Origin of the sequence: Legionella steelei (assembly GCF_001468005.1) — a bacterium.
GTDB lineage: Bacteria > Pseudomonadota > Gammaproteobacteria > Legionellales > Legionellaceae > Legionella > Legionella steelei.
Genome location: NZ_LNYY01000016.1, coordinates 36,777 through 49,387, shown reverse-complemented (window position 1 = coordinate 49,387; position 12,611 = coordinate 36,777). Strand labels below are relative to the sequence as shown.

Below are 12,611 nucleotides of genomic sequence, written 5' to 3'. Positions count from 1 at the left end.
ATTATACTGATTCGTTATTAAGGAATGCTTAACTGTAGCAGTTTGTTTCTATTTCTATCATTGATGAGTCATGTTAGGTCGCCTGGCCCATTTATTGGGTAAACTTTGCTGGGGTCATTGTGGGGTTTCTTATTACCCGCTATTGCATGAGCGAGCGTAATGCGGGAAATAGGTCTTAAGAACAATAGATCTGTTCTTATATACCACCACTTGTTTTGCTATGCTTCTAATAGTTATTAATATTAATTAGGGAAGATTTTGTCATGGAGCGAAATAAAATGAATGCTCCAAACCACAGGGAAGTTTTTCAATTTGATCCAGTAGCCAAAATTCTTCACTGGATTCTTGCGCTGTTAATAATAGGGATGTTGATTTTGGGATGGTACATGGTTGCCATTGGCCTTGAGCCTCGTAGTCACTGGTATTTCAACTTGCATAAATCAATAGGGATTATTGTAGGGGTGCTCGTTTTATTTAGATTATGTTGGCGTTTTTTTCACAGACCAGGGCCTTATTCAGTAACGCTTCCTTTATGGCAAGTTAAGGCTTCTAGGGTTGTCCATGGGTTGCTTTATGCATTGATCATTTTAATGCCCTTAACGGGTTTTTTAGGTGAGTCATTCAACAAGTTTGGCGTGGCCTTTTTCGGGTTGCCTATTTCAATTGGGGTGAATGTAAATGTAGATGCATCAAATCAACTCCTAAATATTCACGGGATTTTTGCCTGGATATTGTTAACCTTGATTATCATACATATTCTTGCGGCATTGAAACATCTGCTGATTAACAAAGATAACGTATTTAGAAGGATGTGGTTTAGCAAGCGCGGGTGAAATGAGGTGAAACCAGGTTCTAGCTTTTCGAACATTCATAGAGGCTACTCTTGCTGGTAGCCAGAAAGTACTGGGTGAAGGCGAAGCCGTAACCCGGGGTTTCAGATAAAAAAATCAGGATCCTCATTCTTCCTGGGTGCCGCGTCGCTTCACCAGGCTGCAACTCTCTCATACTGAGCTAAATGTGTTCATATTTCTGGTGCGCTTAGGTTTAGAATGATTTTCTTTAAGCACAGTCGGCTCGCCTTTTTTAGCGAAAAAACTTTTAGTGGAAAGCGGTGATTTTAATTCTGCTTCGCCTGCTTTTCTTTTTAATTGCTTGCGCGTATTTTTTGCAGGTCCATCTTCAAGTGTTTTCTTTTTTTGTTGTTCTATTGTCGAGGCTCGGGGCATATTTTTTGCTTTGGTTGAAGCAGCACGAGTTGGTTTACTATCCATTGCTTGATCATTGCCAGGTCTTTGGGAGACCGAGAACATTCTTCGTGCTGTATTCCTATTTAGTGCTTTTTTGTTTAAGGCAGATACTACTTGTTCAGGAAGGTCTGGCGTTAGGCTAGGAGAACTTGTTGTGGTTTTAATGCGCTTAGATTTTCCACTGTATAGCACGTCTAAAGAAGCGCTACATTCTTTTCTAGTAGGATAAAATGCGTTTAGAGTCGCTTGATGGAGCTCACTAAATGTTGTACATAGCTCTTGAATATCTTTATAGCCTTGCTTACCTTGTGCTGGATTACGTAACTCCACAACCACTGCTTTTACAGGATCTTCCTCACTCCCAAGATTAGCGATTGGTATAAAGCGGTCTGTTAAACAACCTATTGGATCTGCGGGGGCACAATCAGGATCTACAGGGATGCCTTGAAATGTTTGCTGATAAAAATCATCAAATAGTTCCATGAAAGAATCACATTTAAACATCAAATGTCCAGCATGCTCTTCAGTATTTCCTACTCCTCCATTAGCAATTTTTATAGCGCGCTGACAAAAGGTTTTAATATTTCTTTTAGGAATATTCTTTAATAAGTGTTGTTCATAAGGATGGAGTTGTTTAAAAAAATTCGCCAGTGTTGTTTTCATAAAATAGGGGAAAATAGACTTTTTCAGGGTATTCGCTAAGTCGATAGCAATTTCATTGACTTCTTTATCCGTTGGCGGTTTGCCTTCACCTCCTTTAGTGATTTTGGCTTTTTTATGTTGTTGGGCTATCCATAAAGCGTCTTGTTGAAATAATGTCACAAGATAATTTTCACTGGTGGAAATCATGGCTATTTCATACGCCATCCCTCTTAAGAAATCTTTAGCACCAATAGCGTTGCCAGGGAATTTGTAGGTTGTAAAAAATTGATCAGCGAGCTCGACCGCGATGGCAAAAGTTTGTTGTTCATATTCTGTGAGCTTTAGATGTGGGCGGCTCTCATTAAAATCAGCTGCAACCTCTTTTTCGTTATCAAGAAGCGGAAATTCTGTGGCAATAGGGAACGTTTTTTTAACTTGAGGATCAAAAACACAACCTATAGGGATACTCATATTATATTGGGTGGTAAATACAGGATTATACTCAGGGTCTAAATCAGCATAGCTTAATTGTAAAACCCATCGAGCATCTTCTGGGAACTTAAATTCAAAATCTGGACCAGAGTTTTTAGGGTCAAAAATATCATGGGGTAAGGTTAAATATAGTTTAGTAGTAGTCCCTTTTAAGTCATTATAATAGGTAATAAAATCACTTAGATTAAGATAATGTTTTATACCCGATTCTTTTCTAGTTGGATGATGGTAATCTTTAAATTGGCTGCGGCGCAGCAGGGTTTTTTGTTGCGTTAACCAATCTGAATACGCTTTAGTAAGGTGCAACAGTTCTTCAGTATTGTGCGGTTCTGGACCAGAACGAAATTCAATAGAAGTTCTTTTGGGAAAGAGATTGCTCTCTTCAGAACGATTAGAATCTGTGGACATACAGAGTTTGTTCGCGCCCTTATCCATAGGCTGAGCAATGATGTCATTATAGGCATCTTTAAGAGGGTGAAAGACAACTTGATCGGTAGACGGAATAAAATAATGTACGCCTAATGCGCCTTGGCCTAGATAATCAGCTAAGGTTTCAATTTCGGGTCCAGCGAGCATTTTTAATGGGCTGACACGCGCTTTTTCTTTTTTCATTCTGGCCATACAATCACTCATTAAAACTAAATGGTCAAAATTATAACAATCGAATATTATCAAGGTCAAAATAAATTTGCACTATGTTTTATATTGCAGGGTTAGAGTTGTTGTCGTATGCAAATAGAAGAGAGATTTTGCGATCTAAAAAACAATGAAGTATGGATTTTGGATTTGCGCATGTTCATACGACTCACATGCATTGCTTTAACTTAAATGGTTTCATATAAGATCCTCGCAATTTCAATTGTGTGGTTATTTGGACTGTTAAATCCTTCGATATCCCACGCAGCTGAGCGTAGCGCTAAACAAAAAGCCCAAGCCTTAATGTGTTGTAGATCAAAAGGCAGCATTTCGGCAAGTACATTTAAACGCGCTTCGACTGTATTTTTCAAGGAATGCTTAGGAAAACAATCTAAGGGATTAAAAACCATTGGTCCTATTTCAGCGCAAGGGTTGCCAATATATCCGTGAGGATCGATGACACACCAGGAAGTACCGCTTTGTAAAATATTATCGTGATGCAGATCGCCATGTAGAATAATATCATGAGAGCAATCAGCACAAAGTTCTTTAAAAATAGATTCAGCGTGCTCAATGACATGTGTATCCAGATGTCCACGTAAAAAAGCAAAAGCAGAGATATGTTCAGAAATATGCTGATAATTCATTTTCTGATGTAAGGTATCAGCAGATTGCAAATCTAAAATAACTTGGGCAATTATTCGAGTTGCTTTTTCATCATTTCCTTCTTTTACAAGATGTTTCAAAGAAGTTCCGGGCTCAAATTTTTCCATTAGATAAGCATTATTTTTTTTATCCAGGTGAAATATACTCGGAACACTTTTTGTGTGTGCATCTAACCACTCAGCCTCTGCCATAAGTTGTGCAGCAGCAGGTGCTGTTTTAAGTATTGCTAATTGTGATTGCCACTGAACTACAGCAACAAAATTATAAGAAATATCTTTTACAGGATGGAGTATTTTTAAATTCCATTGCGCTGATAATGTTTTTAAGTGGGCTGGAAGATTGCTAAGCCATGTTATGCCTCCTTGGCCATAAGTAGCATGTATGTTTTTAATAAAAGAAGGGTTTAGTTTCATTGGTTATCACGTGAGCAATGGTATTGGGAAAAACAGATTTTGATTGTTTATTATACCCTTTGAGCGCTTGCAATAAAATATGGAACGTAAAACATGAATCCAGTTCAAATGCCTAATTTATACTTAAAAACTGAGTCGATATGTAGGTCGGTCCTTGACCCAACAAGGGTTTAAACCATGTCTTGTTTATTTAATATAACGGGCTTATCAAGTATCCGTATAATATCTGCGGAACCATATATGATAGTTCTTCCAGAGCGATAAATGGCTGTTAAAATATTTTTATTTTGGAGATTATGAATTGCATAATATATTCCTGATAGAGACACCTCTAACTCATTAGCCATCTCACAAGCAGTAAAAAAAGGAGTATTCAATAGCTGCTCAATGATTTTATTCTCAATCGTGTTTAAATGAGCAGAGGTACGCGTTTTATAGCCTGTAAGGATTTGTTGGATATGCTCCATTCTTGAGACTAACTCACAGCAGACCAATGAAATAATATCAAAAAAATAAATAAGCCATGCATACCAATAGCCTTTGCGCGCTTGACTAATTGCTTTCGAATAGGCCTCCACCGTTGAATAAAAATAGCTGTATATAAAAAATACACCGACAGATAAAAAATGTTCCGGTAATTGTTTATTTTGAGTCAGCAATAAGGCAATCAATAGATTTCCAATTCGGCCATTTCCGTCATAAAAAGGATGAATCGATAGAAATTGAACGTGGCTAATGGCTGCGTGTAGTATAGGAGAAAACGTTTTATCTTGAAGAAATAAATCATGATTTATCAAACAATAAGGTAAATATTTTGCAGGCGGCGGCTTATATGAGATTTTACCTGTTGTATGATTTTTTAATACGACTTGCCGTGTCCGAATTTCTCCTGGATGAAAACGTTGACTATTCGAGTCATCTTGCGTCATTTTTTTGTGTATTTTTTGTAATAATTCCACCGATATAGTGTGAGTATTTAATAATTCCAGACTGTATTCAATCGCTACATGATAATGGAGCAAGGTACTTAAATCAGTTAAATTTCCACGCGGGCAAATAATTATTTGATGTGTGTCGCTCATGTCTTCTTTGGGAGCTAGCGATGGATTCGCTATGAATGGTTTGAGCAGTAATGCAGGGTTTAAGAAACATTGACTTAGGTGATTGAGACGATTTAAATAGTGCTCCGCCTGCACTAAGGAATTTTGCAATTTTTTATTCCATATTAAAGCGGGCATGGGATTGAGCGTAAATAGCGCTTCTTCGCGAAACAATTGGCTTGTTTCTGCAGCAACCGCATGATTTTCCTCGATAAATTGCATTGCTTTCACATCATTTTGAGGACAGATCAATCAACATGTGTGGAAGTTGTTGAATGCGTCGTAGAATAAGCTGTTTTATTCGTAAGTTTACTAAGCTTTCCCAAATGTTTTGATCTAATTTTTACCGTGCTTTTAGAAGCATCCAGCGTATTTTCTATATCATGTGATGCGAGTGAGCTTATTTGAGGTTTATTTGGTAACTCGCTATTTGTCGTTCCCCAAAGAGGAGAGGCGAAGGTATTGATAATGGCTAATGACGTCACAAGTTGTAATTTTTTACTCTTTTCCATTGTTGATTTCCCTTTCATGGAGACTATAAATTAGTATAAACAAATCATGGCTTTTTTCAAATTTGCAGGTGCAGCGCCAATTGATAATTACTTAACTGCATTGAAATGAGTAACCACCAATTTAAGAGGTGAGTAGAATTGCTTTTGTCGGGCCAAGGCCCGACCTACGCTTGCTTCATTAATATGGGCCAGTATTTATTCTGTTACGGTGCTTTGGCGAGGGGTTAAAACGGCCAAGACAAGCGCGATAATAAATAAAGCAGGAACATCCCCATATAAATGAGCAAAATGCTGAGGGTAATATAATGCTTGGATGGCCATGATGCCGCCATGCACGAGACTGGACCAAACAGTAAACCAAATTAAACTTAAATGTTGCATTGGATTCTTTGCGGCCAGGATTAAAAAAATGCCTAAAGTGACATAAATTCCTAATATCATTTGTAAATAGACATTTTGCCCAACCAGGTGCCATGCCCAGCCTGAAGGCCAAAAAAGAGTTAAAGGATATACCGCGAAGATAAAAATTAGTCCAACAATAACCAAGGCAATTCGAAGCATTGGGTAATCGTTTTTAGCATCCATGATAAGCTCCTGTTGAAATGCAAGAGGTCTTGATTAATTATAGTATTATCTGTTCGTATTGAATCAAAAGAACAACCTATAGATTAGGGAAACATGGAATTCCAAACATAAAATCCCGTATTAGCGCAAGCTTAATACGGGACTTAAAAGATTACGGATGGGGTGCTTATAAGGGCTCATACGTAAAATCTTTAACAGTAATTGTTTCCGATGCTTTATTTAGAGGATCGGCTTTATGTTGATTGCTATTCCATATTTTACAATGTGTATGTTGTAAGTAAAAATTAATGTGCACACGGGTACAATCTTCGTTATTTGGGATGTATTTTTCATTCTTTGCAGTAGTTTCCCAATCATACAAGTCACCTTTTTCTTGTTTTGCCCGTTCAAGTGGGACGTTGTCTTTGAAAATTTTTATGTGGATCTTTTTCTCGCCATCCTTACCATTCCAATACATGTAGGCAGTAACGGTTTTTACTCCATCTGGTATAGGATATTTTTTGAAATTCTCGTCTGTAAGCCATGAGGACCAAGGTTGTAAACCAAGTTGCGCATGAGCATCATTTTCATTAGGAGGATCGTTATACATAATGGGCATTAAGGCTCTGTCAACACCAGATTGCTCTACATTCGCTTTGCCGCCCCATTTTGAAATTTCAAGCATATCGATTTCATTATGATTGTTGGGTTTCTTGTTATCATCTTTAGCATAAGTGAACAAACCAAAAACACTATTATCATCTAATTTAGCAAATCCTGGGGGAGCATATATTACTGCATAATAATGGCCATAACCTAAGGGATTGCCATCTTTATCTGACACTAAAACGGCTTCTGATGAGTTCCATTCTTTTTGTCCACCGCCTAAATCACTTGTGGCAATTTTTAGTTCTAAATCGCCGTTCTCATCGACGCGAATAAAGCGAGGATCATAGCCTTGTCCCTGATCCCATTTATAACGTATCCACCAATTGTTACCGGGGAAGCCGGGATCTGGCACTGCATTGTAATCCAGCCACCATTGATAACCTTTCCAGGTAAGCAGGCAATTGGGATTACCTGTAGCTGCATTACATATCGCATCAAGTGTGGGGTGTTGTGATTGAGGTATTGGGCAATTCGCCGCATAAAGAGGGTTATAAACTAATGATGATAAGACTACTAAACTGGATTTAACTAACTTATACATAATATAGTTCCTTAATCGCTTAGATAAGTTAAGTATAGACAACATATGGCAAGATTTGTTTAAAAATAAACCATTCTTGCGCCATTTTGAAAGCTATAGAGTGCGCGCTTTCCGGCTTATTAATCAACCTCCAATTTTTTGGATCACTTATTGAGTTCAATAAGCGTATCAGCTTAAGATAACCATTTAGTAGTTTTTAAAATACCAAACAATTATTGCCAACAAGTGGATTTACAATGCAATCAGAAGAAATATTAAATGAAAAGAAGCCAGTCCTCTCGGATGAAGAATTACATGAGCAAGCGAATCAGCATATATGTGAATTTAAGCAACTTATCTTTCAGCGCCTTCCCTCCGTAATATCGCAGATTATTGAACGGGAAGTTTGGAAAAAAAGAGAAAGCCCCTATCAAAATTTTGGGGAATATGCCCTTGATAAATCAGCAGACGGCCTGGGGATTACTAACAATGAAATGTTGTGGTTATTGCGGTCTGCTATGGATGTCAATACGCAACATGTCGCTCATTGGGGTGATGTTCTGAGTATGGTGGATAATAGTGTCAGGGTGTATGCAAAGGAAAATAAAATCTCGATTAAAGATTTGAATAATGACCTTCGGGAACAAGATAATACGCATCCTAATAATCTGTATCAGGAAAATAATATTACTTATTTACCTTCGCGTTCGCGATCTGTGGATGGACAACTTTTGAAATTAAAAAAGAAAGATCCCATCGCTTATGAAAATGTGGTGCAAGGAAAAATCAATATAAGTGATACTTTGGTCAAAGCGCCTAGAAGACAACAGCAACCTATTGAAACAATTAAAAATAAATTTTTTAACTTGTCTAAATCAGATCGTGAAGCTTTTTTGGAGTGGCTTGAACAAGAAAAAGAGAATCTTCAAGATTAGTAAGCACCAGCTAGGTCGGTTCTTGGGCCGCCCTAGATTTGCTTCAAATTAAAGAGAATGGATGTTCTCTTTATTCCCCGATGGTGATATTCAGCAATGTAGCCTGTTAGCAAACACGATTTTATTAAGTGCGTTATTAGAATAATTCAATAAGTTTTGAAACGTAGTGTCTGCCGTTATTAAATTTTTTGCGCCATGCCTTTACTTAAACTCTTTAAATCTTCAAGTAAAATGCTCATGATGACTCCAATTGCATGATTAGCTTAGGTACGCTCCAAAATGCAACTTGCCCAAGAGAGACCAACTCCAAAACCTGAAATTAACACATATTTATGATGTAATGAGGTATCTTTTAGAATCATTGGAATTGAAGAGGAAACGGTATTTCCATACTGCATTGCGAGAAATGGTAGCCTATCTGGAGAAACATTCAGTTTTCTACGAACTGTATCAATAATAAATTTACTGCCTTGGTGTACTATGAATTGCTCGATTTGATCAATAGATAAGTTATTTTTTTCTATAGTGTATAAAATATGCGGTGGTATTGTTTTGGCTACAAAATTGCACACATCATATCCATCCATAATAAATTTCTGTGTCATATCATCCACTTTGATTGAGTGACATTTACTTCCATTGCTGCCAAATACAAATTGTTTGATTTGCCAAACATTCTTTGCTGAATTAGTTAAAAGAGTAGCGGTAGCTGCGTCTCCAAAAAGAAGAGATGTATTTTTATCTTGTTCATCAATGATTTTTGAATAAGGATCGGCTGTTATTAATACTCCTTTATTGAATAAATTTGCCTCCATAAACGACTTTATTATGGATAATCCATATACATACCCTGAACATCCTAAAGAGATGTCAAAAACCGCGCACTGTTGTCCCAGAGATAATTTGCTATGCACAATGGCTGACGTATGTGGTAAGCCATAATTGTCGGGATTTTGAGTGCAGACGATGAGGCAATCTATTTCTTCATTTTTGTGTCCCGACTTTTCCTGTAAATTAAGATATGCTTTGACGCACATATCAGAGGTTTCTTCATCAATTTTTTTTATTCTTATCGATGTAATACCAACTTTATTCTGAATGAAATTTTCATCCACACCAAAATCGTTTTTCCGAGCTAAATTAGAAATTATTTTTTCAGGTAAATAGAAACCAATGTGTTCCACGTTAATCATAATCTTTTTCCAGTGCCTAATTATAGGTTACTCTGAGTAGGGCCATTGAATATTGAAATTGGGCACTTTCTGGTACACCAAGAAGTATCAGTTCTCCGTCTTGCAACGTTTTGTCTTGAAACAAACGTGTTATTGCTTCACAGGTCAATTCAGGACTACTATGAGTCGCCTCACCCGATTTGTTGAGGGTATAATGACGATTCACTATACGGTTATTACGTAATACAATTTTTTTAGCTCGAGAGCCTTTGTCACAAATAACGCCCAGGTATGTTTCCATTTCTTCATTGCTGATGGGTTGGTTGGGGAGAAAATGACTGGTTTTAGTTATGTACACATTATCCATTGATATACTCCAAGTGATTACAAACACCTGAGTTAATTTTTAGTCTAAAATTAGATCATTTTCAATCCATAATGTATTATTATTTATCTGTTGCGTCTTTTTTCTGGGCGCGAGCTCAATAGCTCTCTCGGTTTTTCTGATTTTTGGATAATTAAAACAATCGTAGCTTTGTAAAGTGATGTGACGCGAGTTGCATCGCTGTTGTACCATGCTGGATTGGTTGAGGTGAAAATAATTCGCGTTGATTTGCATATTGGATGAGTTGTAATAAATGAACCTTGACTCCGCTTTGCTTCATCAAGGTTTCGTTCATTGCCTATTTCCTCTATTGAGGGGCACAAATTTCAGTTGCACATGGCATCCATTCTTTGCACATAGCTTAAATCAGACTCCTCATCTTTTTGTTGCAAAAAGGACTGAGAACTCCCATTTTCATGGTCAAAAAAAGAAAGAGAGGTTTCTGAAACTCTTGGACTGGATGCATCTTCCCTCCACGATACGGATTCTTGAGTTTCCAAACGGCTATCAGTTACCTCCTGACTACTTGTATCATTATCAAAATAATCATCACTAAACCAGCGGCTTGTCAGTCTCTTCGTGATAGAAGCAGAGGCTGATTCTGCCTCTTCAGGGGCATTTTCCTGAATGCTTGGTTTTTCGGTGGCGGTGGCATTTTCTGGGGGATTAAGTAGTGTTACTTGATCGAGAGTGGATAATTGTTCTGCAAAATTAGAAGGAGTTGCCCACGGGTCATTAGTTAACGATTTACCACCAGCTTTTAATAAATGCCCTGTAAGAGTCACACAGTTATATACTTCTGTGTTCTTGGGATTTCCGAAGAGAACGCTGTGAATAAAGCCAGATGCTGTTACTCCGGGGAGAAGTTGGTAACACACTTCACCTGTATCAAATCCTGCTTTTATCCGTGCGAACTCATCTTTCATTTTTTGCTTGTCAAGACCATGTACTACAAATACTTTATCGGGTTGCAACGGTAAAATCTCAGCAGGCTCCATAAGATTTGCAAAATCTGCTGGTGGCCTAATCGCTTCTTGCATGCAATCATCTTCTAATTTTGTAGCTAAAGTGGCTTTTAATGGCCATATTGAGGTAAGGCCTCCAGCCGGGGTTGCTTTGGGCCAGATACTCCAATAATTACCTGGCTCATCGTCAAACTTCATTGCGACATGACCAAGGCTATTGAGCCCAGTTGACCACGAATAGATGGTGACGGTACTGTCTTCCGTTGGCTTTTCTAATGGGGCTGATTCAATACTTGCATTTTCTTTTTTACCTAACATAAAGGATTCCTCCCTTTATTGGTTATTTAACAGCAAACCAAACTAATGCTGCTGATGCGACGAGCATCTTTGATAAAAATTGCCCAAATGATTATATGGAACAATAGAGTTGCTTGCAAGGTTATTGCTTTGATCTTCATGAAAACCATGAATTCACTCTTTGGCACAAAACCTACCCTCCTTTAAAAGGATGGTAGGTTGCATTGAGTTAAATAAGCACCATTAGTTAACCATGGCGTCATATCGCGAACAGTAATCCAAATCAGATTCTTCTTCCCTTTGCGCAGTAACCTGTTCACTACTAAAAAAGGATTCAGAACATTCTGACGCTCTTGAAGAGGTATCTTCATCTCTAGATGCTGGTGATGGTGTCTCTTCATCTCGTGAAGGTGTTTCTATCTGCGTTTCTACTTTTGTGGATTCCTCAGTTGGGCCGCTATCATAAGAAGGCCAATCATAATCATAGCTATTAGAACTTTGCTTTGTTGGTTCTGTGCTGGAATAAGTTTCTTTCGGAGTGAAAAAGCTTACGAAAGAATTGTATATGCCTCTCAAAAAGCCAGGTTCTTCTACAGTTGGGCTCGTTTGACCTTGCTCTGGGACTGTTTCACTAGGTTCTGGGCTTTGCTCGGTAGCCGTATCTGTTGCTTCTGTTTCTTTAAACCGAGCAGCAAAATGGCTATTAATGCTTGAGGGCGCAGCAAAGGACAGTATGCCCTCAGGTCTCTTTATGCCACCGGCCTCTAGGATTCTACTTACTGCTTCGGCACAATTAATTACTTCAACTTGTGCAATTTCAGAATCAATGAGACTTCTATCGTACATCTTCAGTCCTAACATCATATTCGTGGTGGAAGCATTACAGTTCAAAATAGCCGCTGCAGTTTTAGTGACGCAACCAGGGGTTAAGCTAAAGCTGGCGCGGCCTGAATCCATTACTTCGTGTAATTTGCTCATTTCTTCAATCACTGCATTTATATCTGCTATCTCGTCAGTAAGGTCATACGAGGCATGAATAGGGCTGTCCGTGTGTGATGGGGAGCTATGATTTACTGCTTTTGTAGGGAAAATGTACATCGAGGTCACAGCAAGCGGTGTTAGTGGAGATAAATCAGTACTAGGATAAACACTAATCACATATTTTTTACCGTCACAAGTGGCTTCTATGGAAACATGTCCTGTACCACCGACTTCGGGATGTTTGTGGTAATTTAATACCACTTTTGAAGTTGTTTCGACAACCTCGATTTCTATTTTCTTTTGCATAATACACCACACTATAAATTTTAAAAGCACAAGGTGTATTATAAATAATCATTATTAAGAGGATATTAAGAGTACCACGCAAAATGCGTAAAATTTTTACAATGGATTG

Annotated in this window: 13 protein-coding genes; 2 read left to right on the top strand and 11 right to left on the bottom strand. The window is 37.9% G+C overall.

Features of this window, described 5'->3' with window-relative positions; all coding sequences use genetic code 11:
• Positions 1-278: 278 nt before the first annotated feature.
• The gene (locus Lste_RS03370) at positions 279-833 is read left to right on the top strand and encodes a cytochrome b (RefSeq protein ID WP_157070689.1); all 555 of its coding nucleotides are present in this window, start codon (positions 279-281) and stop codon (positions 831-833) included.
• Positions 834-1,001: 168 nt separating this feature from the next.
• Here Lste_RS03370 and Lste_RS03365 read toward each other — a convergent pair whose 3' ends face one another.
• From Lste_RS03365 to Lste_RS03340, 6 genes are all read right to left on the bottom strand, one after another.
• Complete coding sequence (locus Lste_RS03365; protein WP_058509680.1) at positions 1,002-3,002, bottom strand: hypothetical protein; 2,001 nt, start codon at positions 3,000-3,002, stop codon at positions 1,002-1,004.
• Between the two features lie 203 nt (positions 3,003-3,205).
• Positions 3,206-4,096 (bottom strand): aminoglycoside phosphotransferase family protein, encoded by an 891-nt coding sequence (locus tag Lste_RS03360; RefSeq protein WP_058509679.1) that lies wholly within the window; start codon positions 4,094-4,096, stop codon positions 3,206-3,208.
• Positions 4,097-4,266: 170 nt separating this feature from the next.
• Entirely contained in the window at positions 4,267-5,418 is a 1,152-nt protein-coding gene (locus tag Lste_RS03355; RefSeq protein ID WP_058509678.1) for a Fic family protein, read from the bottom strand.
• Between the two features lie 26 nt (positions 5,419-5,444).
• Positions 5,445-5,708, bottom strand: a complete 264-nt coding sequence (locus tag Lste_RS03350; protein WP_058509677.1) for a hypothetical protein — start codon at positions 5,706-5,708, stop codon at positions 5,445-5,447.
• A gap of 195 nt (positions 5,709-5,903) precedes the next feature.
• Entirely contained in the window at positions 5,904-6,293 is a 390-nt protein-coding gene (locus Lste_RS03345) for a DUF6632 domain-containing protein (RefSeq protein ID WP_058509676.1), read from the bottom strand.
• Between the two features lie 166 nt (positions 6,294-6,459).
• Positions 6,460-7,482, bottom strand: coding sequence for a hypothetical protein (locus Lste_RS03340; protein ID WP_058509675.1), 1,023 nt, complete (start codon positions 7,480-7,482; stop codon positions 6,460-6,462).
• A gap of 236 nt (positions 7,483-7,718) precedes the next feature.
• Between Lste_RS03340 and Lste_RS03335 the strand changes: the two genes are divergently transcribed.
• Positions 7,719-8,396 carry a hypothetical protein gene (locus Lste_RS03335; RefSeq protein WP_058509674.1) on the top strand — a complete coding sequence of 226 codons (678 nt, stop codon included), beginning with the start codon at positions 7,719-7,721 and terminating at the stop codon, positions 8,394-8,396.
• Positions 8,397-8,659: 263 nt separating this feature from the next.
• Here the strand turns inward: Lste_RS03335 and Lste_RS03330 are convergent, their stop codons facing one another.
• The 5 genes from Lste_RS03330 to Lste_RS03315 form a co-directional block, all read right to left on the bottom strand.
• On the bottom strand, positions 8,660-9,589 hold the full coding sequence (locus Lste_RS03330; protein ID WP_058509673.1) for a ketoacyl-ACP synthase III: 930 nt from the start codon (positions 9,587-9,589) through the stop codon (positions 8,660-8,662).
• 16 nt (positions 9,590-9,605) lie between these two features.
• Entirely contained in the window at positions 9,606-9,935 is a 330-nt protein-coding gene (locus tag Lste_RS03325; protein ID WP_058509672.1) for a hypothetical protein, read from the bottom strand.
• Positions 9,936-10,086: 151 nt separating this feature from the next.
• On the bottom strand, positions 10,087-10,248 hold the full coding sequence (locus Lste_RS19060) for a hypothetical protein (protein WP_157070688.1): 162 nt from the start codon (positions 10,246-10,248) through the stop codon (positions 10,087-10,089).
• Positions 10,249-10,279: 31 nt separating this feature from the next.
• Positions 10,280-11,236 (bottom strand): hypothetical protein, encoded by a 957-nt coding sequence (locus Lste_RS03320; RefSeq protein WP_058509671.1) that lies wholly within the window; start codon positions 11,234-11,236, stop codon positions 10,280-10,282.
• Between the two features lie 222 nt (positions 11,237-11,458).
• On the bottom strand, positions 11,459-12,502 hold the full coding sequence (locus tag Lste_RS03315; RefSeq protein ID WP_058509670.1) for a hypothetical protein: 1,044 nt from the start codon (positions 12,500-12,502) through the stop codon (positions 11,459-11,461).
• Positions 12,503-12,611: the final 109 nt, after the last annotated feature.